Below are 25,588 nucleotides of genomic sequence, written 5' to 3' on the forward strand. Positions count from 1 at the left end.
ATCCACTCGCCTCAATACCCCCGCGCCCTTGCCAGCTGCTCGGTGTGGTAGTTCGCGTCGCCGAACAGCTCCTCGCACACGCGCGCGCGCTTCATGAAGAAGCCGATGTCGAACTGGTCGGTCATGCCCATGCCGCCATGCATCTGCACGCCTTCCTGCACCGCGCGGGTGGCGGTGGTGCCGGCGCGGGCCTTGGCCACGGCGACGCTTGATGCGGCCTTGGCGACGTCGGCATCGAGCGCCTGGAGCGCCTTCATCGTGGCGGCGCGGGTGATCTCGATGTCGACATAGAGCTCGGCGGCACGGTGTTGGAGTGCCTGGAATTCGCCGATCAGCTTGCCGAACTGCTTTCTGTTCTTGAGGTACTCGACGGTGCGGTTGAAGACTTCTTCGCTCAAGCCCACCATTTCGGCGGCGACCGCGCCGCGGCCGATGTCGAGCACGCCGTCGAGCAGCGCTGCACCCTGATCGACCTCGCCGAGCACGCTATCGGCGTTGACCTCGACATTGGCAAGCTCGATCCGTGCCGCGTTGTGCGCATCGACCATGATGGTGCGCTCGATCGCAACGCCCTTGGCCTTGGGATTGACCAGGAACAGCGTCAGCCCTTCACGCTCGCCGGCGGCGCCAGCGGTGCGCGCCGCGACGATGAAGAGGTCCGCGACGTGGCCGTCGACGACCAGCGCCTTGGCGCCGGAGAGCTTGAAGCCGTTGCCGGCGCGCACCGCCTGGAGGCTGGTCTGAAGCGGGCGATGCTTGGCGCCTTCGTCGATCGCGAGCGTCGCGAGCAGCGAGCCGTTGGAAATTTTCGGCAAAAATTCCGACTTCTGCGCGGCATTGCCGCCGCGATTCAGCGCCGAGGCTGCGACCACGCTGGTGGCGAGGAACGGCGACGGCATCAAGGTGCGACCGATCTCCTCCATCACCACACCGGCTTCCATGAAGCCGAGGCCGCTGCCGCCGAACTCTTCCGGCACCAGGAGGCCGGCAAGGCCCATCTCGGCGAAGGAATGCCACAGCTCCTTGGAGAAGCCGGTGGGATCCTTGGCGTCGCGCAGGGATCGCAGGTGCGACACCGGCGCCTTGTCGCTGATCAGCCCGCGCGCGCTATCGCGGAGCATCGATTGTTCTTCTGTGAGGACGAGGGCCATGTGCGTGTTTCCGATTCGAAATCTATTTGTCGTCGTCATTCCGGGATGCGCCGCAGGCGCAGGCCCGGAATCCATCAGGCGGCAGAATGGATTCCGGGTTCGCGACTTCGTCGCGCCCCGGAATGACAGAAAGCCTCACGCCCCCGGCAGATCGAGGATGCGCTTGGCGACGATGCCGAGCATCACCTCCGTCGTGCCGCCCTCGATCGAGTTGGCCTTGGTGCGCAGCCAGGCGCGCGGGCGGGCACCCTGCCTGGAGCGCTCGCTCTCCCATTCCAGCGCGTTGACGCCACCGGCCGACATCAGTATCTCGTGACGGCGCTTGTTGAGCTCGGTGCCGTAATATTTCATCGCGGACGAGAACGCCGGATGCGCCTGGCCGGCCTTGGCGAGATCGACGGCGCGTTCGGCGCAAGCGGCGAGCGCTGCCTCGTCGACGTCGAAGCTCGCGATCCGGCCGCGCAGCATGGAATCGTCGAGCTTGCCTTGTGCATCGGTGCCGACGGAATCCGCCGCGATCTGCCCGAGCGGCCGGCCGACGCCGCGCTCGCCCATGCCTGATATCATCGCGCGCTCATGCTGCAGCAGATATTTTGCGACGTCCCAACCGCGGTTGACGGTGCCGACCAATTGCGACTTCGGAACGCGGACACCGTCGAAGAAGGTTTCGCAGAACGGCGAATAGCCCGAGATCAAAAGGATCGGCTTGGTCGTCACGCCCTTCGAGGCCATGTCGAACAGGATGAAGCTGATGCCGTCGTGCTTCTTCGCCGCGGGATCGGTGCGGACGAGGCAGAAGATCCAGTCGGCGTAGTTGGCGTAAGACGTCCAGATCTTCGACCCCGTGATGACGAAATCGTCGCCGTCACTTTCGGCGCGGGTCTGGAGCGAGGCGAGATCGGAGCCGGCGTTCGGCTCAGAATAGCCCTGGCACCAGCGGATCAGGCCCGCCGCGATGTCAGGCAGGTGCTCCTTCTTCTGCGCCTCGTTGCCGTATTTGAGCAGCGCCGGCCCCAGCATCCAGATGCCGAAGCTCGACAGCGGCGGACGCGCGCCCATCCTGGCCATCTCGGCGCGCAGCACCTTGTGCTCGGCAGCGCTCAGGCCACCGCCGCCATATTCCCTAGGCCAGTCCGGCACGGTCCAGCCCTTGTCGCGCATGCGCTCGAACCAGAGGCGCTGCGGCTCGGACGCGAATTTCGTATTGCGTCCGCCCCAGAACACGTCGCTGTCCGAGGTCACCGGCTTGCGCATCTCCGGCGGGCAGTTGGCTTCCAGCCAGGCGCGCGTTTGCTCGCGGAATTTCTCAAGATCGGCGGGTTCAGATTCACTCATGGTCGTTTCCATCAATCAAAAAGACTTGTTGGGCGCGACTCTGAGCCATCGCACCGTGGAATTCAACCACTTCCGTGGCGCTGCATTCGGCTATAGTCGCCGCCACGGCGAGCTTGAAAACAAAGAGGAAATAACAATGCGCCTGAAACTACTTTCGCCTGGCGAAATGAACGAGAGCCAGCGGCAGACCTATGACGAGTCGATTGCCGGCAAGCGCGGCAAGCCGCCGGCGCCGATGATGGCCTGGCTCAACAGCCCCGACATGGCCCGTCACGCCACGCGGCTCGGCGAAGTCCTGCGCTACGACACGATATTCCCTGCCAAGCTTTCGGAGATCGCGATCCTGGTGACGGCGCGGCACTGGACTGCGCATTACGAATGGTATGCGCATAAGCGCCTGGCGCTCCAGGGCGGCATGGATCCTGAGATCATCGACGCGATCCGCGATCGCCGCACGCCTGTCTTCGACGATCCCAAGGGCCAGATGATCTACGACGTCGCGAAGTCGCTGCATGAAGGCCATGGCGTCGAGAAGGGGCTTTACGATGCGGCGGTGAAGGTCCTCAGCGAGCGCGGCGTGGTCGAGGTGATCGGGCTGTGCGGCTATTACACAATGGTATCCATGACATTGAACACGTTCGAGTTCGAGCTGCCGGAGGGCGAGGTGCCGGAGCTCTCATAGTTTCGCATCCGGAAACGATGGGTTTCGGGATAGGCAGGTAGCGCTGTCCCGGAGCCGGCCTTATCTGGAGTTGGTCAACGGAGCAGCACCATGTCGCAAAGCCCAGCCGTCCATGCCGGCACAAGGATCGGCCACGTTCATCTCAAGGTCGCCGATCTCGATCGTGCGCTCAGCTTCTATTGCGGCGTGCTCGGCTTCGAGCTGATGCAGCGCATGGGCTCGGGCGCGGCCTTCATCTCGGCCGGCGGCTATCATCACCACATCGGGCTCAACACCTGGGAGAGCAAGGGCGGCTCGCCGCCGCCGCCGGGCACGACGGGCCTCTTCCACACCGCGATCCTCTATCCGACGCGGCCGGCGCTGGCGGATGCGCTCCATCGTGTGCTGTCGGCCGGCATTGCGCTCGACGGCGCCAGCGATCACGGCGTCAGCGAGGCGCTGTATCTGCGCGATCCCGACGAGAACGGCGTGGAGCTGTATTGGGACAAGCCGAAAGAGCAATGGCCGCTCGGGCCGGATGGCAAGCTGGCGATGATCACGAAGCGGCTGGATGTCGAGGCGTTGCTGAAGCAGCGGGAGGGGTGATGCCGTAGTCTCGTAGGGTGGGCAAAGCGTAGCGTGCCCACCACCTCTCGCGAGGCACGTTGAGAGGTCGATGGTGGGCACGGCGCTTCGCGCCTTTGCCCACCCTACTAGAGCTTCGCTTTTGGCTTCCCCCGCACCATGATCAGCGCCGCGGCCGCCACCTCCAGCGCGATACAGAGATAGAACGGCAGCGTATAGCCGCCCGAGAGATCTCGCAGGAAGCCGACGACGCCCGGGCCGAACGCATAGGTCACCTGGTTGATCGCCGTATTCAGGCTGATCAGCACGCCGAACGAGGCGGAGTCGAATTCCTGCTGCACGATCAGCGACGGCAGCGTGATGAGATTGCCGACCGAGAAGCCGAACACCGCGCAAGCCGCGATCAGCGCATAGTCGTTGTGCAAATTGATGACGACGCAAAGCGCCGCCGCCTGGCTGAGGAACGACAGCGCCGAGGCAAGCCGCTGGTTGAGGCGGTCGATCACCATCGAGAACAGCACGCGGCCGATCACTGCCATCGCGGTCAGCACCGCGACCGCCACCGCCGCGCGCTCGCGGCCGATCACGGGATCGAGGAACGAGATCAGGTGCACGATGAAGCCGACCTGCGCGAACAGCACCAGCGCGAACGCAATCGTCACCGTGAGAAAGCCGACGTCGCGCAACGCCCATGCGCGGATCTCCGTCGACGATTGCGGCCTGGCCTTCGCCGTCGCGTACCAGCCGTGAAGATCGGGCGGCCGGCCGACGAGAAGGAGGATCACCGGCAGCAGCAATACCAGCATGGCGCCGGCGGCGGCGTACATCGCGCTGGCGAAGCCGATGTGGCCGATCAGGGTCACCAGCAGCGGCACGCCGACGATGCCGCCGAAACTGGCGCCGTTCAGCGCCAGGCTGATCGCCATGCCGCGCTTCTGGTCGAACCACAGGCTGATCGTGTTGGTGATCATGGCGAGACTGGTGCCGGCCCAGCCGAGGGCGAGCACGGCGTCGGCGAGATAGAGCTGCCAGGGCTCGCGCACCGCGCCGATCGCGACCGCGGCCGCCGCCATCGCCAGCGTGCCGGCGATCAGGCAGAGCCGCGGGCCATATTTTCTGACGGCCTCGCCAACGAAGACGACGAGCAGCGCGCCGAACAGATAGAAGAACGTCGTGCCCGAGGAGATCAGCGAGGCCGGCCAGCCCCGCGCGCGCTGGAGCTCGGCGACATAGACGCTCTGGCCGTAGAAACCGAGCCCCCAGCCGAAGGTCGCGAGCAGGAAGCAGACCGCGACGATGCGCCAGCCTTCGTAGCGGAGCGCGGATTCGTCGATCCTGGGCTGTTGAGGGTTATCGAGCATTGGCGCTTACTCCGTCATGCCCGGGCCTGTCCCGGGCATCCACGTTCTTCCTTCGACGTAGCAAAGACGTGGATGGCCGGGACAAGCCCGGCCATGACGACATCTAAATAGCCCTTCACCCGAAAATCACTTCGACCTGGATCGAAATATCAACGCTGCTGACAGTCTCCTGCCAACTCAGATCGCATCCGGGAATTCGCCCATCGCCGCGTCCAGCCGCGCCTTGCGGCGGCGGGCCCAGGACGCCAGCGAGAGCACGGCAAGGCCGAGCACCACCGGCGGGAACACCACCATGTTCACCGCCGACCAGCCGTAATTCGCCAGCAGCTGGCCGGAGGAGAACGAGCCGATCGCCATCATGCCGAACACCAGGAAATCGTTGAAGGCCTGCACCTTGTTGCGCTCCTGCGGACGGTGCGTCTCCAGCACCAGCGCGGAGGCGCCGATGAAGGAGAAATTCCAGCCGACACCGAGCACGATCAGCGTGGCCCAGAAATGCATCGCGGTGAGGCCGGAGAGACCGATGCCGGCGGCCACGGCCTCCAGCAGCAGGCCGGCGGCGACGATCTTGGGCGCGCCGAAACGCGCAATGAGCGCGCCGGTGAAGAAACTCGGCCCGTACATGGCAACGATGTGCCATTGAATGCCGAAATTGGAATCGCTGACACTGAGGCCGCACATCTTCATGGCGAGCGGCGCCGAGGTCATCACCAAATTCATCATGGGATAGGAGATGACGCCGCACAGCGCGGCCGCGATGAAGCGCGGCTGGGTCACGATGTCGAGCAGCGGCCGGCCGCCGTGCAGATCTGCCGGTGCCGGCTTCGGCATGTCGACGCCGGCGACGATGCCCATCGCGACCAGCGCGACCGCAGCCTGCACCAGGAAGCTGAAGGCGAACAGATAGGGCGACCAGACGTCCATGGTCCATTGCACGAGCTGCGGACCGAGCACGCCGGCGAACACGCCGCCCGCCATCACCCAGGACACAGCTTTCGGCCGGTAGGCCGCGCTCGCGCCGTCGGCGGCGGCGAAGCGATAGGATTGCGCCACCGCGCCGTAGAGGCCGCCGAGGAAGGTCGCGACGCAAAACAGCGCGAACGACGCATGCAAAATCGCGAACGAGCCGCACAGGCCGGTGAGCGTGCCCAGACCCGTGCCGACGATAAAGGCCGCGCGGCGGCCGAAGCGGCGCGAGATCGCACCGGTCGGCAGCGTGCCGGCGGCGAGCCCCAGCACATACATCGAGATCGGCACCGTCGCGAACGACATGTCGGGCGCGAGCGTCGCGCCGACGATCGAGCCGGTGGCGAAGATCACGGCCGAGTTGGCGCCGGTCAGCGCCTGCGCCGCCGCAAGGCGCACCACATTGGCACGCACGCGGGCGTCGGCAGCGATTTCGTGGGCTGTAGTCACGTCTAACATCGGCATTTCCGCCCGAGAGGACTTGTTGATTCCCGGCACTATGGAGGGGCGTGGGAGGGCGGGCAACCGGCGCAAACGGGCGCAGGCCATGCCTCTGACGCAATCGGGCGGATGATACCGGCCCGCGCTATTGACGGCTTGCGCTCGATCAAATCCTATCCGCCGCGACCTGCAGGAGTATCGTTCATGTCCGTCGACGACCGGCCCACGCTCAGCGCTCCCGACGACGATCCCTGGCTCTGGCTGGAGGAGATCGAAGGCAAGCAGGCGCTCGATTTCGTCGCGCGGCAGAATCAACTGACGCTCGCCGCGTTCGGGGGCGCGGCCTTCGAGCGCGACCGCGATGTCCTCGCGGCGATCTACGATCGTCCCGACAACATCCCCTATGTCAGCCGGCGCGGAGATGATCTTCACAATCTCTGGAAGGATGCCGCCAACCCGCGCGGCCTGTGGCGGCAAACCACGCTGGCGGAATTTCGCAAACCGCATCCGGCGTGGGAGATCATGCTGGACATCGACCAGCTCGCGGCGAGCGAAGGCGAGGACTGGCTGCTGAGCGGGATCGCCACGATGCCGGGACACTCGCGGGCGATTCTGAGCCTGTCGCGCGGCGGCAGCGACGCCGTCACCTTGCGGGAATTCGACCTCGACACGAAGAGCTTCGTTGCGGACGGATTTACGCTGCCGGAGGCCAAGGGCGGCGTGGACTGGATCGATGCCGATACGCTGCTGCTGTCGAGCGCCCATGGCGAGGGCATGGCGACGACTTCCGGATATTCGCGGACCGTTCGCGTGTGGCGGCGCGGCCAGCCTGTCGATCAGGCGCAAACGATCCTCGAGACCACGGCTGATCACATGGCGATGTCAGGCATGGCCGACGACACGGGACCGGCGCCACGGGTCTGGATCGTCGACCAGATCGACTTCTTCAATCACGCCATCTGGCTGCGCGATGCGGCCGGCACGACGACGAAGCTCGATCTGCCGACCGGCATCTGGATGCAGGCGCATGGCGACTGGTTCGCGATGAAGCTGCGCAAGGACTGGCAGGTCGAGGGGCGGACCTATCCCACCGACACCGTGCTCGGCATCTCGCTCTCCGCGTTCCTCGCAGGCCACCGCGATTTCGCGGTCCTGTTCGAGCCCGCGCCGCGGCGCGCTCTGCAAGGCTTGTTCTGGGCGGGCGGCAAGCTGGTGCTGTCGATCCTCGACGAGCTCAGGCCGCGCTTCGAGATCTGCACGCCGTCAGCCGCGGGCTGGAGCCGCGAGACGCTTCCCGGCCTCCCCGAGATTGGCGTCGTCGACATCTGGCCGCTCGATCGCCATCCGTCGGAGAGCAATGGCGACCTGCTCGCCAATGTGCAGGATCCGCTCACGCCGCCGTCACTGCTGTTGCTGGAGCGCGGCGTCGCAAGCCCGACCGTGCTGAAGCAGGCGCCGAAGACGTTCACCGCCGACGGCCTCGTGGTCACACAGCACGAGGCGATCTCGGTCGACGGCGAGCGCATTCCCTATGTGCAGACGGGTCCCGCCGGCGAGACCGGCGATGCGCCGGTCTATATGAGCGCCTATGGCGGCTTCGCCCATGCGGTGAAGCCGTACTACAACCCCTCGCTCGGCAAGCTGTGGCTCGAGCGCGGCGGCACCATCGTGCAGGCGAATTTGCGCGGCGGCGGCGAGTTCGGCACCCGCTGGCACGATGCCGGCCGGCTCGCCGGCAAGAAACTCTCGCACGACGATTTCGCGGCCGTTGCGGCCGATCTCGTGCGACGCGGCGTGACCAAGCCAAAGCGGATCGCGGCGCAAGGCGGGTCGAACGGCGGCATCCTCATCACCAACATGCTGGTGCGCTACCCCGAGCGCTTCGGCGCGCTGTTCTGCACCATCCCGCTGATCGACATGCGCCGCTACACAAAACTGCTCGCGGGCGCAAGCTGGATCGCGGAATATGGCGACCCTGACAAACCTGAAGAGTGGGAGTGGCTGAAGACCTACTCGGCCTATCACAACGTGAAGGCCGGCCAGTCCTATCCGTCGATCCTGATCGCCACGACACGGCGCGACGACCGCGTTCATCCCGGCCACGCGCGCAAGATGGCCGCAAAGCTGCAGGCGATGGGCTACGAGGCCTGGTTCTACGAACCGGAAGCCGGCGGCCACGGCTACGGCAAGGACAACAAGGAGCGCGCCGGCTTCGAGGTGATCGGCTTCCGGTTCTTGAAGGACAGGATCGGGTGGAAGGATGAAGGCTAGCGCTTGGACGCTGACGCCTCCACATCGTCATGGCCGGGCTTGACCCGGCCATCCACGCCTTGCCTTGCCACTCGAAGAACGTGGATACCCGGGACAGGCCCGGGCATGACGACGACCCGAATTAGCTCCGCGAAAACACCAGCGTCAGATTGTTCGCCGGCATCTCGATCGTGTCGACGAGGCGAAGGCTGGCTCCGCGGGCGAGCGTCTCGACGTCGCTGATATCACGCACGCCCCATTCGGGATTGCCTTCGCGCAAGGAGGTGTCGAACACGGCATTGCTGAGCGCGGTGTGCTTGCCGTCGCGCTTGAACGGGCCGTAGAGGAACAGCTTGCCGTCGGCCCGCAAGTAACGGCCGGCGCCGGCGAACAGGCCCTCGGCCACGCTCCACGGTGCGATGTGGATGACGTTGGCACAGAACAATGCGGCAAGACTCGTCGGGCCCTGCCCGCTTCGCATCTCCGGGCACCAGTCAGGGTCGGTGAGATCGATCCGCAGGGGCGAGCGGATGTTTTGCAGGCCCGAATGAACGCGCCAAGCCTCGATGCTCTTGAGGTGGCGCTGGTTGAGGTCGCTCGGCCACCAGATCAGGCCGGGCGTGTGCTGCGCGAAATGGACGACGTGCTGGCCGGTTCCGCTGCCGAGCTCGACCACGTTGCCGGTCAGGCCTGCGAGATGCTTTTCCAGCGCCGCCCAGAGCGGCTCGTGATTGCGATGAAATGCCGGTGCATCGAGCCGCCCATCCGACTCCACCCGTCCGCCGTCCCTGCCAAATTCGACGACATATTCAGCCAATTGAGGTCCCCTTGAAAAAACGAGAACGGGAAAAAAACACGATGGGCGCCCAAACGCCCCGAAAACAGCCGGCCAGCGCTCCTGGCCCGAATCCGCCGGACAAATAAGCTCTTTAGTTGCAATGCGGAAGATATTAACTCCATTTTGCCGCGCGCATAGTCTTGATTGTCAGCCGATGCCCTTTGTGCTTTGGAACACTATATTTCCGCGAACGAGATCATCGACATAACGCCTCGGAATGACGCCTTGACCGCCTTTCCACGGACGCCCGTCCTTTACGTCCTGCTGGCGATCGCCGCCGGCCTTGCCGCAGGCCCCGCGCGGGCGCAATCCGCCGTGGCTGACGGCCAGAAGCTCGCCTTCGACCGCGGCAAGGGCAATTGCCTGACCTGCCACGTCATCAAGGGCGGCGACCTGCCGGGCACGATCGGACCGGAGCTCAAGGACATCAAGTCAAAATACCCTGATCGCAACGAGCTGGTCGCGATCATCTTCGACGAGACCAAGCGCAATCCGCAGACCATGATGCCGCCGTTCGGCCGGAACCGGATTTTGACCGAGCAGGAGATCAACGCGATCGTTGATTTCCTCCAGACCCTGTGACCGCCGGCACGCCAAGAGAATGTCCAGGAGATTTGAGATGACCATCACCACCGGCCCTCATCCGACGCGGCGCCTGATCCTTCAGGGCGCAGCCGGCGTCGCGCTGCTCGGCCTCGGCAACCTGCCGTTCGCGCCCGCGCGTGCAGCGGCCAACGACAAATATCCGGAAGAAGCGTTCAAGCAGAAGAGCGAGGCGGACGCGATCAAGGCGCTCTACGGCAAGACCGCCGAGCCGTCCGACAAGGTCAAGCTCGATGCGCCCGAGATCGCCGAGAACGGCGGCGTGGTGCCGATCTCGGTGACGACGACGCTCGACAAGGTCACCTCGATCTCGTTCTTCGTGGCCGAGAATCCGAGCGCGCTCGCGGCGAGCTACAAGATTCCCGATGGCACGATCCCTGCTGTCGCCAACCGCCTGAAGATGGCGAAGACCACCAACGTGACCGCGATCGTGGAAGCCGACGGCAAGCTCTACAGCGCGACCAAGGAAGTCAAAGTCACGGTCGGCGGCTGCGGCGGTTAGGAGAAGTTAGATGGCATCCAGCATTCGCGTCCGCGCCACGGCCAACGGCGACATCACCGAGGTGCAGGTGCTGATCCAGCACCCCATGGACACCGGCCTGGTCAAGGACGCCAAGGGCGAGGTGATTCCGGCGCACTTCATCCAGCGACTGAAGTTCGAATGTAACGGCAAGGACGTCTTCGTCGCCGAGTGGGGCACCGCGGTCTCGAAGGACCCCTACGTCAAGTTCAGCTTCAAAGGCGCCAAGAAGGGCGACGACCTCAAGGTCTCCTGGACCGACAACAAGGGCGGTTCGGACACGACCACCGCGAAGATTTCGTGATGAATGCCCGCTTCTTTCTCCTTGGTTCGTTGAGCGCCACGCTGGTCGCGTTCGCCCTTACCTCTCCGCGCGTCATCGCGGCCGACAAGGTCGATCCCGTTGCCGATGCGAAAGCGTTCCAGAACTTCTTCTTCCAGAAGTTTCCGACCGTGAAGCACGAGGATTTCGTCAACGGTCCCTATTCGATGAACGAGGACATGAAGCGGCAGTGGCAGGAGAAGGAGGAATTCCCGCCCTACGAGTTCGCGCTCGACGCCGGCAAGGAGATGTTCGCGACCCCGTTCAAGAACGGCAAGACCTATGCCGACTGCTTCCCGAACGGCGGCATCGGCATCCGCCAGAACTATCCTTACTTCGACACTGGGGAAGGCAAGGTCGTCACGCTGGAGCTCGCGCTCAACCGCTGCCGTGAGGCCAATGGCGAGGCGCCCTACTCCTACGTCAAGGACGAGATGGCTTCGCTCACCGCCTACATGGCGTTCACCTCGCGCGGCAAGCCGATGGACATCAAGATTCCCGATGATCCCCGTGCGCTCGCCGCGTACGAGAACGGCAAGCGCTACTTCTACACGCGCCGCGGCCAGATGAATTTCTCCTGCGCGAGCTGCCATGTGCAGAGCCCGGGCGAGCGCATTCGCGCCGAGATCCTGGCGCCGGCACTCGGCATTCTGAACGCGATGCCGATCTACCGCTCCGAATGGAGCGGCATGGGCACCACCAGCCGCCGCTTCGTCACCTGCAACAGCCAGACCCGCGCGGTTCCGCTGGAGCCGCAGGCCGATGAATATCGCGACGTCGAATATTTCCTGTCCTACGTCGCCAACGGCCTACCGATTTCAGGGCCGGGAGCGCGGCCATGAAGCTGTCACTTCCTCTCGCCATGGTGCTCGCATTGAGCCTCGCGCCAGCAGCGCGCGCGGCAAACGAGGCGGACTACAAGGCGGCCTATGCCGCTGCGGAGGCCGCCTCCAAGGAGGCAGCCGGCATGCGCAACCAGTGGACCGTGACCGTATCTGCGCTGGCGGCAGCCAAGAAGGCGGCCGACGGCGGCGATTTCGACCGCGCGGTTGCCGCTTCGAAGGAGGCCGAGGCGCTGGCGAAGGCCTCGATCTTCCAGGCGACGTCAGAAAAAGAGGCGTGGAAGGCGATGGAAATCCGCTAGACTAAAAATCTCGTGGAACCGTCGAATTGCCGTTGAGAGGCGCGGAGAATTTCTGGATGGCCATCCGCCGCCGCGATTTCCTGAAGAGCACCGCTGCTGTCGCCACATCGCTCAGCCTGCCGCGGCTCGCGCGCGGCGCCGAGACCGCGAGCATTTACGACCTCGAGCGGTTCGGCAATGCGCGCATCCTGCACACCACCGACACGCATGCGCAGCTCAACCCGGTCTATGTCCGCGAGCCCAGCGTAAATATCGGCATCGGCGAGATGGCGGGACGGCCGCCGCATCTGGTTGGCCGCGCTTTCCTCGAGCGGTTCGGCATCCGCTCCGACAGCGCCGATGCCTATGCCTTCAGCTGTTTCGAGTTCGAGAAGTCCGCGGGCCGCTTCGGCAAGCTCGGCGGCTTCGCGCATCTGAAGACACTGATCGATCGCTTGCGCGGCGATGCCGGCGAAAAGCACTCCGTGCTCGTCGACGGCGGCGACCTCTGGCAGGGCACCGGGCTTGCCAACATCATGCAGGGCCGCGACATGGTCGAGGTCGCCAATCTGCTCGGCATCGAGGCGATGACCGGGCACTGGGAATTCACCTATGGCGAGCAGGCGCTGCGCGACAATCTCGAGCGCTTCAAGGGCGAGTTTCTGGCGCAGAACGTCTTCCTGACCGAGGAGGCCGCGTTCAACGACGCCCCCGCTTTCGACAAGGCGAGCGGGCGCGTGTTCAAGCCTTCGATGATCAAGGAGCTCGGCGGCCATCGCGTTGCGATCATCGGCCAGGCCTTCCCCTATGTGCCGATCGCGCATCCCAAGCGGTTCACGCCGGACTGGACTTTTGGCATCCGCGAGGAGGAGTTGCAGAAGCATGTCGATGCCTTGCGCGGCACCGAGAAGGTCGATGCAGTCGTCCTGCTGTCGCACAACGGCATGGACGTCGATCTCAAGCTCGCGAGCCGCGTCACCGGCATCGACGTCATCCTCGGCGGCCATACCCATGATGCAATCCCGCAGCCAATCGCAGTGAAGAACGCCAGCGGCACGACGCTCGTCACCAATGCCGGCTCCAACGGAAAATTTCTGGGCGTCCTCGATCTCGCGCTCGACAAGGGCAAGGTCGGCGATGTCAGGTACCATCTGCTGCCGGTCTATTCCGAGCTGCTGAAGCCCGACCCTGGCATGGCCGAGCTGATCGGCCGGGTGCGCGCGCCGCATGTGACCGACTGGTCGGAGAAGATCGCAACGCCCGACCGCCTGCTGTATCGCCGCGACAATTTCGCCGGCCCCGTCGACGAGCTGATCTGCACCGCGCTACGCAGCGAGCTCGATGCCGAGATCGCGCTGTCGCCGGGCTTCCGCTGGGGCGTCACCGCACTGTCCGGCCAGCCGCTGACCATGGAGGATGTGCTCGCGGAAACCGCGATCACCTATCCCGAGACCTATGTGCAGGAGATGACCGGCGCCCAGATCAAGGAGGTGCTGGAAGACATCTGCGACAACCTCTTCAACCCCGACCCCTATTACCAGCAGGGCGGCGACATGGTGCGCGCCGGCGGGCTCAGCTACACCTGCACGCCGACCGATGCGGTCGGCAGCCGCATCTCCGAGCTGAAGCTCAATGGCGGCAAGGCGCTCAGCGCGAGCCACCGCTACAAGGTCGCGGGCTGGGCCTCGGTCAACGGCCAGCAGGGCGCACCGGTGTGGGATGTCGTCGCCAAATATCTGCGCTCGGGCCGGATGTTTCAGGAGCGGCTCGGCTCCGGCGTGACGCTGAAGGGCGTCGAGGGCAATCCAGGCATTGCAGGACAGGGATGATGCGGTGGCAAATCTGTCGCGCGATGCTGCTGGCGACGTTCGCCTTCGCCACGCCATGGGCCTCGGCACAGCAGGTGCCGCTCCAGGACAAGCCGTTCGCCGAGCACAAAATCGTGCTTCAGCTCTCCGACGGCGATGCGAAGAAGCATGCGCTGGTGCTGAGCGTCGCCAACAATCTCCTGAAGGCCTACGATCCCGACAAGGTCGCGATCGAGGTGGTGGCGTTCGGCCCCGGCATTGATCTCCTGTTCACCGGCAGCGAACGCCGCAAGCAGGTCGAAAGCCTGATCGTACAGGGCGTGCGCTTCGATATCTGCCTCAACACGGTCGACACGATCGAGCGGGAGACCGGAAACCGGCCGGAGTTCATTCCGGCGGCGACGCCGGTGCAGGTGGGCGTCGGGCAGATCCTGTTCCTGGCGGAGAATGGGTACACGGTGGTGCGGCCGTAAGCGCTCCCGTCATATGGAGGGCAATCGCAGGCATTCACGAGTGGTCGTCATGCCCGGGCTTGTCCCGGGCATCCACGTTCTTCGTGCCGCGTGGCTAGCCGTGGATGGCCGGGACAAGCCCGGCCATGACGCCGCGGAACAGCTACGTAAAATAATATTCCCTGTTTTGCTCCCTACACAGTGACTTGCTTCTCTTTTTGACCCGTGGCGTAGTAAGAACTGGAAACCAATCCACGCCGGGTCTTGCCATGATCTTTCGCCAGCTCTTCGACAGCGTTTCGGGCACCTACAGCTATGTCCTCGCCAGCCGCCCCGGCGGCGAGGCGCTGATCCTCGATCCCGTGCTTGAGAAGGTCGATCGCTACTGCCAGCTGCTGCGCGAGCTCGACCTCAAGCTGGTGAAAGCCGTCGACACCCATCTGCATGCCGATCACGTCACCGGCCTCGGCGAGCTGCGCGACCGCACCCATTGCATGACCGTCATGGGCGACCAGACCAAGGCCGACGTGGTGGCGATGCGGGTCGCCGACGGCGACAAGGTGACGATCGAGGGCCTGTCGCTCGACGTGATGTACACGCCCGGCCACACCGACGATTCCTACTCCTATCTGATGGGCGACCGCGTCTTCACCGGCGACACGCTTCTGATCCGCGGCACCGGCCGCACCGATTTCCAGAACGGCTCGTCGCGCGCGCAATACGAGTCGATCTTCAACCGCCTGCTCAAGCTGCCGGACGAGACGATGGTGTTCCCGGCGCATGACTACAAGGGCGACACGGTCTCCACCATCGGCGAGGAGAAGCGCTACAATCCGCGGCTCCAGGTGCGTTCGGTCGACGAATATATCGAGCTGATGGCAAACCTGAAGCTGCCCAATCCGAAGATGATGGACGTCGCGGTGCCCGCCAACATGCATGTCGGCCTGCATCAGGAGGAGCTGGAAAAAGAGGGCCGCGCAGTCAGCGCCGTCGAGGCGATCCGCTCGCTCGGCCGTCCCGATATCCTGCTGGTCGATCTGCGCGAGACCAATGAGCGGATGAAGCACGGCATGCTCGAAGGCGCGCTGCATACGCCCTATCCGTCCGTTGAAGACAGTCTGAAGCCCGGCGGCATGCTGCGCGAGGTCGCGGCCGCCACCGGCCGCCGCGTCGTGTTCTTCTGCGCCTTCGGCGAACGCTCGGCGATGGCTGTCGCCGCCGCCAAGGAAGCCGGCCTCAGCAACACTGCCCACATCGCCGGCGGCATCGATGCCTGGAAGAAGGCTGGCGGGCCTGTGGTGCACTGACGCCCCCTTCTTGCGGTAAGTCAGGAACCGCACATATTTTCGGGGTAGAAGCGGATGACGCATCACCATCCGGGATCACCCATGGCCAAGACCGCCAAGCCGCGCAAGCCGCCCAAAGTCGCTGATAACAAGCAAGCGGACGACAAGGCGAAGAAGCCCTCGCCTCCGCTCGACGACGACGATTACGACGACGGCGACATCGCGACGCCGAAACGCGACCGCTACGGTTCGGATGACGAGCCGTTGTGAGTTGAAGCCTGCCCCACGAACGGTGCGTTCCCTCCCCCAGATCGCGGCGCCCCACCCGCGCTACCTGCCATGCGCCCGCGTTCATGGACAAATAACGGCTCTGCCCGATAGTTTGCGCGTCCCCCTTTAGGACGTGAAACGGAACTGCAATGGTCGACGTTCTCGCCGCACCGCAACAAGGCAAGGCGGACAGCGCGCTGCGCACGCTGACCGGGATTTCGATCGCGCATTGGGTCAGCCATTTCCATCTGCTGGTCCTGCCGATGCTGTTTCCGTTCCTGAAGAGCCAGCTCGGCGTCGGCTATATCGAGCTCGGCTTCGCGCTCACCGTCTCTGCGGTCGTATCCGGCCTGACGCAGGCGCCGACAGGCTATCTCGTCGACCATTTTGGCGCGCGCAGAATCCTGCTGGGCGGGCTCGCGCTCGGCGGCTTCGCGCTGATCCTGCTCGGCCTGCACCTCAGCTATGCCTCGCTGATTGCCTGCGCGGTGCTGCTGGGTCTCGCCAACAGCGTCTACCACCCCGCCGACTACGCCATCCTGGCCGAGCACATGGATGAGGCGCGGATGGGCCGCGCCTTCTCGGTCCACACCTTTGCCGGCTATCTCGGCGGCGCCGTGGCGCCGGCGATCGTCGCGGCGCTCGTCACCGTCTCCGGCGGCACGGGTGCGCTGATCGCGTCGGGCGCGATCGCCGTGCTGGTGGCCCTGCTGCTGGTCGTCATGAACATTCCCGATGCCGGCGCGCACAAGACCAAGCCGGGCAACGAAAATGCGCCGAAGCAGGCCGTGATCACGCCGGCGCTGATCACGCTCACCGCGCTGTTCATGCTGCTCAGCCTGTCGGTCGCCGGCATCAACAATTTCGGCGTGGTGGCGCTGATGAGCGGCTACGGTGCGTCCTACTCCGCCGCCAACGTCGCGCTGACGGCGTTTCTCGGCTCCAGCGCTGTGGGCGTGCTCGCCGGCGGCTTCCTCGCTGATTACACCGAGCGCCATGGCTATGTCGCAGCCGCCTGCTTTGCCGCAAATGCGCTGATCGTGCTGCTGATCGCGCTGGTGACACTGCCGGGCTGGGCTTTGACCGTCACGATGGCGACTGCGGGCTTCCTCTCCGGCGTGATCGCGCCGTCGCGGGACATGCTAGTGCGCAACGCCGCGCCTCCTGGCGCCGCGGGTCGCGCCTTCGGCATCGTCTCCACCGGCTTCAATCTCGGCGGCATCGTCAGCCCGCTGCTGTTCGGCTGGATCATGGACCAGAGCGCGCCACACTGGGTGTTCGGGGCGTCCGTGATCTTCATGGTCGCAACCGTGGTGCTGTCGCCGTTCACGGAGCGGAAGCCGCAAGCCAAGGCATAGCCAAGAATTCAGTCGTCGTCCCTGCTAAAAGCAGGGACCCATAACCACAGGGAGCAATCGTCGCGCGAAGCTGGTCACTCCGAGTCTTCGCGACACTACTCCCTGTGGTTATGGGTCCCGGATCTGCGCTTCGCTTGTCCGGGACGACGGACAGAGAAACGCAAAACAACAAACTGGGAAGAAACACCATGAGCACCCCTGATCTCGTGATCCGCGGCGGCACCGTCGCGGATGGAAGCGGCGGCGAGCTGTTTGAAGCCGACGTCGCCATCACCGCCGGCAAGATCACCGAGGTCGGGAAGATCTCCGCGAAGGGACAGGAAGAGATCGACGCGCGCGGCAAGCTCGTCACGCCGGGCTTCGTCGACGTGCACACCCATTATGACGGCCAGGTCACCTGGAGCCAGGACATCACGCCGTCGTCGCAGAACGGCGTCACCACGGCGATCATGGGCAATTGCGGCGTCGGCTTTGCGCCGTGCAAGCCCGCCGACCACATCCGCCTGATCCAGCTCATGGAGGGCGTCGAGGACATTCCCGAGCCGGTGCTGAGCGCCGGCATTCCCTGGGCGTGGGAAAGCTTTCCGGATTACATGAACTGGCTGTCGAAGCGCGATTTCGACATCGACGTCGGCGCGCAGCTGCCGCATGCGGCGCTACGCGTCTATGTCATGGGCGAACGCGGCGCGCGCCGCGATCCCTCGACCGCCGAGGACAATGCGGCAATGGCGAAACTCGCGGGCGAAGCGGTGCGCTCGGGCGCGCTGGGCTTCTCGACCTCACGCACGCTCAACCACCGCACCTCGACCGGCGATTTCACGCCGACGCTGAAGGCCGGCGAGGACGAGCTCACCGCCATTGCCGGCGCGATGCATCGCGAAGGCCGCAGCGTGCTGCAATTCGTGCTCGACCTCTCCACCCTCCACGAAGATCTGCCGATGATGCTGCGGGTGGCCGACAGCACAAAGTGCCCGATCTCGTTCTCGATCACGCAGAACGACAAGGCGCCAAACCGCTGGCGCCAGACGCTGGACGAGATCAATGCGGCGGCGAAGCGCGGCCTCTCCATCACCGCGCAGATCGCGGCGCGCCCGGTCGGCCTGCTGCTTGGGCTCGAGCTGTCGCGCAATCCGTTCCAGACCCATCCGAGCTACAAGGCGATCGCGCATCTGCCGCTCAGGGAGCGGCTGGCGCGGCTGCATCGGCCGGAAGTGCGCAAGGCGATCCTGAGCGAGACGGCGACCGCGACCGACGATCCGCTGTTCTTCCGGCCCAACTACGACAAGATGTTTTTGCTCGGCGATCCCCCCGATTACGAGCAGCCGCCGGAGAACGCGCTGGGGCCGCAGGCGCGCAAGCAGGGCCGCCAGCCGGAAGAGCTCGCCTACGATGCGATGCTCTCCGACGAGGGCCGCGGCATGCTCTACGTGCCCTTCCTCAACTATGCCGACGGCAATCTCGACGCGACGCGCGAGATGCTGATCGATCCGCAATCGGTGCCGGGCCTCTCCGACGGCGGCGCGCATTGCGGCATCATCTGCGACGCGAGCTTCCCGACCTATCTGCTGACGCACTGGACCCGCGACCGCACGCGCGGCGAGAAGCTCACGATTCCCTTCGTGGTCGCCGCGCAGTCGCGCAAGACCGCGCTCTCGGTCGGCCTCACCGATCGCGGGCTCGTTGCTCCCGGGTACAAGGCCGACGTCAACGTGATCGACTACGACCGGCTGCATCTGCATCCGCCGAAGGTGCATTACGATCTGCCGGTCGGCGGGCGGCGGCTGTTGCAGGATGTCGACGGCTATGACGCGACGATCGTGTCGGGCGTGGTGACGCGGCGGCACGGTGAGGCCACGGGAAGGCGACCGGGGAAGTTGATCCGGGGTGCGCAGGGGATGGCGAGCTAGCGAAGACCGAGTCTGAGGCGCGAAAGCCGCGCCTCACTCTCGCTGTCATCCCCGCGAACGCGGGGATCCATATCCACAGGGATTCGTTGCGGCGCCACGCTGGTCACTCCGAGTCATCGCCAAACCACTCCCTGTGGTTATGGGTCCCGGGCTCGCGCTTCGCACGCCCCGGGACGACAGTGTGCCTGGAGCAATCGCGCCCCTTACGTCGGCGACACGGCGCCCTTCAGCGCCGCGGCCTGCGGAGCCGCACCACGGGTCAGCCTGGCCTTTTCCGTGTTCGGCCAGAGCAGCATCAGACCGATGACGCCGGAGCCGACCATGACCACCGCGTTGATGGTGAAGCCGGTCAGGTAGCCGTCGACCATGTTGCCGGCGCGCTGGATCACGGTGCCCATCACGTTCGGCGCAATGATGCCCGACAGCGTGTACAGCGCGCCGTAGATCGCGATGACCGCGCCGCGCTGCGACGCCGGGGTGAACTCGCCGAGCATCGGCGGGCAGACGACGTAGATCGCCCCGCACAGGCCGGAGCCGACGACGAGCAGCGCGATCTGCAGGCCAGCACCCTGCACATGCGCCATCATCGCCAGGATCAGGCCGCCGATGATCAGCGGCACCGAGCCGAGCACGCCGCGCGAGATGCGCGTGGTGTAGCCGCGCGCCATCATCACCTGCGAGACCCACCCCGTGAGGATGACGACGGTCGCGCCGAACACCCAGGGCAGGATCGAGACGTAGCCGGCCTGGCTCTGCGAGAAGCCCAGGCCCTTGACGATGAAGGGCGTGAACCAGGTGAGGCCGAGCGACAGCGCCCAATAGGCGCCGAAGGTCGCGATCACGCAGCCGAGGAAGGTGCGCGAGGTCAGCAGCTGCACATAAGGGATTTTCGGCTCGGTGACGGCGAGAACCTGCGTATCCTCGAGCGGGCCTTCCTTGCCGAACGTCAGCCAGGCGCAGACCCAGAGCAGGCCGACGACGCCAAGCGCGCCGAAGGCGTAGTGCCAGGAGTGATTGACGATGACCCAGTTCAACGCCGGCACGGCGAGGATGACGCCGAAGGCCGAGCCTTGCGACAGGATCGCGGTCGGCAGCGTGCGCTTCTCGTCGGGGAACCATTTGTAGATGGCGTGGGCTGCGACCGAGAAGGCAGGTCCTTCGCCAGCGCCCAGCACGATGCGGCAGATCAGCAGCGTGGTGAACGAGACGGTGCCCACCATCGGGAACTGCGCCAGCGCCCAGATCACCGCCAGCGTCAGCAGCACCCAGCGCGTCGGCACCTTGTTGACGATGAAGCCGACCACGATGGCCGAGATCGAGAACAGGAAGAAGAACGAGGAGCCGAGCAGGCCGAATTGCTCGGCATCGAGCTTCAGGTCGGTCATGATCGGCACGCCGGCGAGACCGACGACGATCTTGTCCGCGAAGTTCACCACCATGAAGAGAAAGAGGAGAAAAGTGACGGTCCAGGCGCCCTTCGGCGTTGCCTTGACTTCCCCTGCCGTCCTGCCCGCAACGTCGGGCGTTCCCTGAGCGCTCATCAATCTCCCCGTATGTCTTTTTGTCGGCACGTTTTTGATTTGGCCGTTTTGGGAGCTAACAACGGCTTCAAGGCCAACGCAACCCCGGCATTTCCACGGCAAGTGTGCTACGCAGCATTGAGTTAATTCCGTCCGGCGCATTGACCTTGCTGAGCATCCGAAACCTCTCAAAGACCTTCTCCTCGGCCGGCGAGCCGGTCCACGTGCTGCGTGGTGTCGACCTCGACCTCAAGGCCGGCGAGCGCGTCGCGCTGACCGGCGAGTCCGGCAGCGGCAAGAGCACGCTGTTGCACCTGATTGCGGGTCTCGATGCCGCCGACAGCGGCACAATTCGCCTGGAGGACACCGAGGTGACCAAGCTCTCGGACGCCGGCCGGGCCGAGCTGCGGCGCGACCGGATCGGCCTGGTTTTTCAGCAGTTCAATCTGATCCCGAGCCTGTCGGTCGCCGACAATCTGGTCTTCCAGGCGCGGATCGCCGGCCGTCACGATGCGGCCTGGTCAAAAGAGCTGATCGAGCGGCTCGGGCTCAGCAGCCTGCTCAAGCGATATCCAGAGCAATTATCAGGCGGCCAGCAGCAGCGGGTCGCGATCGGCCGGGCGCTGGCGACCAAGCCCTCGCTGCTGTTGGCGGACGAACCGACCGGCAACCTGGATGAGGACACCGCCGACGACGTGCTGGCGCTGACGCGCGATCTCGTCACGCGCACCGGCTGCGGCTTCCTGATGGTGACGCACAGCCTGCATCTGGCCGGCACGCTCGACCGCCACGTCACCTTGCATGCGGGGCGGATCGCATGAGGCGCGCGCTGTGGGTCCTCGCGGTTCTCCTGAGCCATTGGCGACGGCACAAGATGCAGTTCGCGACGCTCCTGATCGGGCTGATCGCGGCGACCGCATTGTGGAGCGGCGTGCAGGCGATCAACCAGCAGGCCCGCAATGCCTATGACCGCGCGGCGGCGACGTTCGGCGGCGTGCGCACGGCGATGCTGGTGGCGCCTGATGCAGCGACCTTTTCGCAGGAGCTGTTCATAAAACTCCGCCGCGCGGGCTGGCCGGTCTCGCCGGTGCTGGAAGGCCGCGTCCAGGTCAACGGGCGTTCGGTGCGGCTGCTCGGCATCGAGCCGATCACGATGCCGGCCGACGTCGGCAACGCGCCACGCCTCGGCGCCCCGGATTTGAGCAGTTTCGTTGCGCCGCCCGGCCAGACATTGGTGGCGCGGGAGACGCTGAGCGATCTGCAGGAACCGGAAGGCGCGGCACCGCCGATCAGCAACGGCGCAAAACTGCCGCCGCTGCGCGTGCTGCCGCAACTCGTGGCCGGCGTACTGGTCGTCGACATCGGCGTCGCGCAGCGGCTGCTGAACAAGCCGGACCAGGTGTCGCGGCTTTTGATCGGCAAGCCCAAGGGCAAGCCGGCGCCACTGGCGAGCGTCGTTGGCGAGCAGTTGCAGCTGGTCGAGCCGAATGCGGAGACGGAGCTGGAGCGCCTCACCGACAGCTTCCATCTCAACCTCACCGCCTTCGGCCTGCTGTCGTTCTTCGTCGGTCTCTTCATCGTCAACTCCGCCGTCGGCCTCGCCTTCGAGCAGCGGTTGCCGATGCTGCGCACGTTGCGGGCCTGCGGTGCCTCGGCGCGGCTGGTCAACACGGTGCTGGTGGTCGAACTGGTGGCGCTGGCGCTGGTCGCAGGACTGATCGGGCTCGTCTGCGGCTATTTCATCGCGGCCGCGCTGTTGCCCGATGTCGCGGCGTCGCTGCGCGGGCTCTATGGCGCGCAGATCCCGGGACAGCTCACACTGCGCTCCGAATGGTGGCTCGCCGGTATCGGCATCAGCATCGCCGGCGCGATCGTGGCGGCGGCGACCAGCCTGATCAAGGCGATCAGGATGCCGGTGCTGGCGACCGCGCAGCCCTACGCCTGGCAGCAGCGGCAGCGCCGCTGGCTGGTCCTGCAGAGCATTGCGGCCTGCGCCGTGTTCGCGGTCGCGCTGCTGTTGCTTCACTACGGACAATCGCTGATTGCGGGATTCGGCGTGCTGGCCGCATTGATGTTCGGCGCGGCGCTGATCCTGCCGGCATTCCTAGAAATCATCCTGCTCGTGGGCCAGCGCTGGGCGAAGGGGCCGCTGGCGCTGTGGTTCTGGGCGGACAGCCGGCAACAGCTCTCCGGCTTGTCGCTGGCCCTGATGGCGCTGCTGCTCGCGCTGGCCGTCAATGTCGGGGTGTCCACCATGGTGGAGACCTTCAGCCGCACCTTCGTCGGCTGGCTCAACGGGCGGCTTGCCGCCGACGTCTACATCAGCGCCTCCGACAATGCGCAAGGCGTTGCGATCCGGAGCTGGCTGAAGGAGCGCAGCGACGTGCAGGCGATCCTGTCGGGCGGACGCGCCGATACGCAGGTTCAGGGGCAGCCGGTGGAGCTGCTCGGCCTGCCCGATCACGCGCTCTATCGCGAACGCTGGCCGCTGCTGGAGACCGCGCCGCGCGCCTGGACCCAGCTCGTGCCCGGCGATGCCGCTTTCATCAGCGAGCAGCTGAGCCGCCGCCTCAACGTCCGCGTCGGCGATGTCATCGAGGTGCCGGCGCCGGGCGGCACCTGGGAGCTCGACATCGCCGGCATCTATGCCGATTACGGCAACCCCAAGGGGCAGCTCGCCGTCAACGTCGCGGCGCTGATCCGGCACTTTCCGCAGACGCCGCAGACGCGCATCGGCCTGATCGTCGCGAAGGAAAATATCCCCGGCCTGATCGCGGCGTTGCAGAAGCAATTCGCGCTCGACGACCGCAGCGTCGCCGATCAGGCGACGGTGAAGGCGGAATCGATCCGGATCTTCAACCGCACCTTTGCGGTGACGTCAGCGCTCAATGCCTTCACGCTCGGCGTGGCCGGCATCGCGCTTTTGACCAGCCTGCTGACACTGGCGAATTCCCGCCTGCCGCAGCTCGCGCCGCTGTGGGCGATCGGCATCACGCGGCCGCGCCTTGCCGCGATCGAACTGACCAAGACATTGTCGGTTGCGCTGTTCACGGCGCTGCTGGCCGTGCCGCTCGGATTGCTGGTGGCGTGGTGCCTGATCGCAATCGTCAATGTGAAGGCGTTCGGCTGGCGGCTGCCGTTCCACGTGTTTCCGCTGCAGCTGGTGGAGCTGGTCGCGGTCGCGCTGATCGCTTCGCTGCTTGCCGCGCTGCTGCCGATGATACGACTGGCGCGGATGCAGCCGGCGAGCCTCGTCAAGGTGTTTGCCAATGAGCGCTGATAAAATCACGCGGCGCGCCTTTGCCGGCGGCATCGCCGCACTCGCGGCTGCCCGCCGCGCTGGCGCGCAAGGTTATGCCGGGCTCGGCGAGACCGCCGACGGCTTTGCGAAGGTGACGCCGGGAAAGACGTTCAGCTTCCCGGCCGATCACGGCCCGCATCCGGAGTTTCGTATCGAATGGTGGTATCTCACCGCGAACCTTGTCGATGGCAGCGGCGCGGCGTGCGGCCTGCAATTTACGCTGTTCCGCCAGGCGGCGCAGTCGGGCCCGCAAGGAGAGGGCTGGGCCAATCAGCAGATCTGGATGGCGCATGCGGCGGTGACGCGCGCTGATACTCACCGCTTCAGCGAGGTGTTTGCACGCGGCGGCATTGGACAGGCCGGCGTCACCGCAAAGCCATTTGCGGCGTGGATCGACGATTGGGAGATGAAGGGTTTTGAGCGCACCGACGATCGCACATTGGCGCCGCTGACGCTGAAGGCTTCGGGCACCGATTTCAGTTATTCGCTCACACTGGAGGCCGATCGTCCCGTGGTGCTGCAGGGCGATCACGGTTTCAGCCGCAAGTCCGAGCGCGGGCAGGCGTCCTACTATTACAGCCAGCCGTTCTACCGCGCCCGCGGCAGCCTCACGATCGACGACAAATCCGTCGATGTCTCGGGCCAGGCCTGGATGGACCGCGAGTGGAGCAGCCAGCCGCTCGATGCCGACCAGACCGGCTGGGACTGGCTGTCGCTACATCTCGCATCCGGCGACAAGCTGATGCTGTACCGGCTGCGGCAGAAGGACGGCCAGGAGTATCCGTTCGGCAACTGGATCAGCGCCGCGGGCGACACGCAGATGATCGCGGGTGGCGATATCCAGATGAGTCCGAAAGCGACCGCCGAGATCGCGGGGCGCAAGCTGCCGGTGGAATGGCAGATCGCGATCCCCTCACGATCATTTTCGATTGCCTGCAAGCCGCTTAACCCAAAAGCCTGGATGGGAACCGGCTTCTCCTATTGGGAAGGGCCGATCAGCTTTGCCGGCACGCATGACGGCGTTGGCTACCTCGAGCTGACCGGCTATTGAAGCGCGACCTCCTCAAAAGGATCTGCGATGTATCATCTCACCGCCCTCGTCACGCTGCTGGCGATCGCATTCTACATGTTCACCTGCATCAACGTCTCGCGCTCGCGCACCAAGACCGGTGTCAAGGTGCCGGCAATGTCAGGCCACCCGGATTTCGAGCGCGCCTTCCGCATCCAGGCGAACACGCTGGAATGGATGCCGGTCTTCCTGCCGGCGCTCTGGCTGTTCGCGATCTATATCGGCGACGCCATTGCAGCGGGAATCGGCGCGGTCTGGATCATCGGCCGCATCGTCTACTTCATCGGCTATTCGCAGGCGGCGGCAAAGCGCGGCCCGGGCTTTGCGATCCAGGGCATCGCAGCGATTGCGCTGTGGGCGGGGGCATTGGGGGCGGTGGTGTTGCGGATGGTGTGAGGCGGGGCATCACGCGCGCTCGCCTTCCGGGCGCGGTGCAGCGTGTAACGCTGCACCGGAACCCA

Annotated in this window: 24 protein-coding genes; 18 read left to right on the forward strand and 6 right to left on the reverse strand. The window is 65.3% G+C overall.

Annotated features, from left to right (window positions below):
* Nucleotides 1-11: 11 nt before the first annotated feature.
* Nucleotides 12-1,151 (reverse strand): acyl-CoA dehydrogenase family protein, encoded by a 1,140-nt coding sequence (locus AB7G19_RS41620; protein WP_085403983.1) that lies wholly within the window; start codon nt 1,149-1,151, stop codon nt 12-14.
* A gap of 135 nt (nt 1,152-1,286) precedes the next feature.
* Nucleotides 1,287-2,486, reverse strand: coding sequence for an acyl-CoA dehydrogenase family protein (locus tag AB7G19_RS41625; RefSeq protein WP_085403984.1), 1,200 nt, complete (start codon nt 2,484-2,486; stop codon nt 1,287-1,289).
* Between the two features lie 136 nt (nt 2,487-2,622).
* Here AB7G19_RS41625 and AB7G19_RS41630 point away from each other — a divergent pair, with 136 nt between their 5' ends.
* Together AB7G19_RS41630 and AB7G19_RS41635 are read left to right on the forward strand one after the other, a co-directional pair.
* Complete coding sequence (locus AB7G19_RS41630) at nt 2,623-3,168, forward strand: carboxymuconolactone decarboxylase family protein (RefSeq protein ID WP_014491220.1); 546 nt, start codon at nt 2,623-2,625, stop codon at nt 3,166-3,168.
* 90 nt (nt 3,169-3,258) lie between these two features.
* Entirely contained in the window at nt 3,259-3,753 is a 495-nt protein-coding gene (locus AB7G19_RS41635; RefSeq protein WP_441268806.1) for a VOC family protein, read from the forward strand.
* A 107-nt stretch (nt 3,754-3,860) separates the two neighbouring features.
* Here the strand turns inward: AB7G19_RS41635 and AB7G19_RS41640 are convergent, their stop codons facing one another.
* A complete protein-coding gene (locus AB7G19_RS41640; protein WP_085403986.1) occupies nt 3,861-5,093 on the reverse strand; it encodes an MFS transporter in 1,233 nt (410 codons plus the stop codon).
* 177 nt (nt 5,094-5,270) lie between these two features.
* Complete coding sequence (locus AB7G19_RS41645) at nt 5,271-6,518, reverse strand: MFS transporter (RefSeq protein ID WP_038942180.1); 1,248 nt, start codon at nt 6,516-6,518, stop codon at nt 5,271-5,273.
* A 186-nt stretch (nt 6,519-6,704) separates the two neighbouring features.
* On the opposite strand from AB7G19_RS41645, the gene AB7G19_RS41650 reads away from it, so the two are divergent.
* Nucleotides 6,705-8,771: a prolyl oligopeptidase family serine peptidase gene (locus tag AB7G19_RS41650; protein ID WP_085403987.1), complete on the forward strand. Its 2,067-nt coding sequence runs from the start codon at nt 6,705-6,707 to the stop codon at nt 8,769-8,771.
* A 121-nt stretch (nt 8,772-8,892) separates the two neighbouring features.
* Here the strand turns inward: AB7G19_RS41650 and AB7G19_RS41655 are convergent, their stop codons facing one another.
* A complete protein-coding gene (locus AB7G19_RS41655) occupies nt 8,893-9,567 on the reverse strand; it encodes a DUF938 domain-containing protein (protein WP_085403988.1) in 675 nt (224 codons plus the stop codon).
* Between the two features lie 246 nt (nt 9,568-9,813).
* Here AB7G19_RS41655 and soxX point away from each other — a divergent pair, with 246 nt between their 5' ends.
* From soxX to AB7G19_RS41710, 11 genes are all read left to right on the forward strand, one after another.
* Nucleotides 9,814-10,170 (forward strand): sulfur oxidation c-type cytochrome SoxX, encoded by a 357-nt coding sequence (soxX, locus tag AB7G19_RS41660; protein WP_085404086.1) that lies wholly within the window; start codon nt 9,814-9,816, stop codon nt 10,168-10,170.
* A gap of 37 nt (nt 10,171-10,207) precedes the next feature.
* A complete protein-coding gene (gene soxY, locus AB7G19_RS41665; RefSeq protein ID WP_063985941.1) occupies nt 10,208-10,693 on the forward strand; it encodes a thiosulfate oxidation carrier protein SoxY in 486 nt (161 codons plus the stop codon).
* A gap of 10 nt (nt 10,694-10,703) precedes the next feature.
* Nucleotides 10,704-11,015: a thiosulfate oxidation carrier complex protein SoxZ gene (gene soxZ / locus AB7G19_RS41670; protein ID WP_085403989.1), complete on the forward strand. Its 312-nt coding sequence runs from the start codon at nt 10,704-10,706 to the stop codon at nt 11,013-11,015.
* Entirely contained in the window at nt 11,015-11,875 is an 861-nt protein-coding gene (gene soxA / locus AB7G19_RS41675; RefSeq protein ID WP_071909084.1) for a sulfur oxidation c-type cytochrome SoxA, read from the forward strand. The genes soxZ and soxA overlap by 1 nt, the downstream gene beginning before the upstream one ends.
* Nucleotides 11,872-12,177: a hypothetical protein gene (locus AB7G19_RS41680; protein WP_085403990.1), complete on the forward strand. Its 306-nt coding sequence runs from the start codon at nt 11,872-11,874 to the stop codon at nt 12,175-12,177. The genes soxA and AB7G19_RS41680 overlap by 4 nt, the downstream gene beginning before the upstream one ends.
* Nucleotides 12,178-12,233: 56 nt before the next feature.
* Entirely contained in the window at nt 12,234-13,985 is a 1,752-nt protein-coding gene (soxB, locus tag AB7G19_RS41685; protein ID WP_354115295.1) for a thiosulfohydrolase SoxB, read from the forward strand.
* Entirely contained in the window at nt 13,982-14,437 is a 456-nt protein-coding gene (locus AB7G19_RS41690) for a DsrE family protein (RefSeq protein WP_085403992.1), read from the forward strand. Before soxB ends, AB7G19_RS41690 begins: the two co-directional genes overlap by 4 nt.
* A gap of 248 nt (nt 14,438-14,685) precedes the next feature.
* Nucleotides 14,686-15,723 carry an MBL fold metallo-hydrolase gene (locus AB7G19_RS41695; RefSeq protein ID WP_085403993.1) on the forward strand — a complete coding sequence of 346 codons (1,038 nt, stop codon included), beginning with the start codon at nt 14,686-14,688 and terminating at the stop codon, nt 15,721-15,723.
* An 81-nt stretch (nt 15,724-15,804) separates the two neighbouring features.
* Entirely contained in the window at nt 15,805-15,972 is a 168-nt protein-coding gene (locus tag AB7G19_RS41700; protein WP_166071036.1) for a hypothetical protein, read from the forward strand.
* Nucleotides 15,973-16,121: 149 nt separating this feature from the next.
* Complete coding sequence (locus AB7G19_RS41705; RefSeq protein ID WP_085403994.1) at nt 16,122-17,330, forward strand: MFS transporter; 1,209 nt, start codon at nt 16,122-16,124, stop codon at nt 17,328-17,330.
* Nucleotides 17,331-17,518: 188 nt separating this feature from the next.
* Nucleotides 17,519-19,237, forward strand: coding sequence for an N-acyl-D-amino-acid deacylase family protein (locus AB7G19_RS41710; protein ID WP_085403995.1), 1,719 nt, complete (start codon nt 17,519-17,521; stop codon nt 19,235-19,237).
* Nucleotides 19,238-19,440: 203 nt separating this feature from the next.
* On the opposite strand, the gene AB7G19_RS41715 is transcribed toward AB7G19_RS41710, so the two are convergent.
* Entirely contained in the window at nt 19,441-20,778 is a 1,338-nt protein-coding gene (locus AB7G19_RS41715; protein WP_085403996.1) for an MFS transporter, read from the reverse strand.
* Between the two features lie 146 nt (nt 20,779-20,924).
* Between AB7G19_RS41715 and AB7G19_RS41720 the strand changes: the two genes are divergently transcribed.
* From AB7G19_RS41720 to AB7G19_RS41735, 4 genes are read left to right on the forward strand one after another with little or no spacing between them, the layout of a single operon-like run.
* Entirely contained in the window at nt 20,925-21,578 is a 654-nt protein-coding gene (locus tag AB7G19_RS41720; RefSeq protein ID WP_085404087.1) for an ABC transporter ATP-binding protein, read from the forward strand.
* Entirely contained in the window at nt 21,575-24,037 is a 2,463-nt protein-coding gene (locus AB7G19_RS41725) for an FtsX-like permease family protein (RefSeq protein WP_135215585.1), read from the forward strand. Before AB7G19_RS41720 ends, AB7G19_RS41725 begins: the two co-directional genes overlap by 4 nt.
* Nucleotides 24,027-25,109 carry a lipocalin-like domain-containing protein gene (locus AB7G19_RS41730; RefSeq protein WP_085403998.1) on the forward strand — a complete coding sequence of 361 codons (1,083 nt, stop codon included), beginning with the start codon at nt 24,027-24,029 and terminating at the stop codon, nt 25,107-25,109. The genes AB7G19_RS41725 and AB7G19_RS41730 overlap by 11 nt, the downstream gene beginning before the upstream one ends.
* Before the next feature lie 27 nt (nt 25,110-25,136).
* Nucleotides 25,137-25,523 carry an MAPEG family protein gene (locus AB7G19_RS41735; RefSeq protein ID WP_085403999.1) on the forward strand — a complete coding sequence of 129 codons (387 nt, stop codon included), beginning with the start codon at nt 25,137-25,139 and terminating at the stop codon, nt 25,521-25,523.
* The last annotated feature ends 65 nt before the right edge of the window (nt 25,524-25,588 follow it).

This window comes from Bradyrhizobium sp. 215_C5_N1_1, assembly GCF_052075935.1.
GTDB classification, from domain to species: Bacteria; Pseudomonadota; Alphaproteobacteria; order Rhizobiales; family Xanthobacteraceae; genus Bradyrhizobium; species Bradyrhizobium barranii.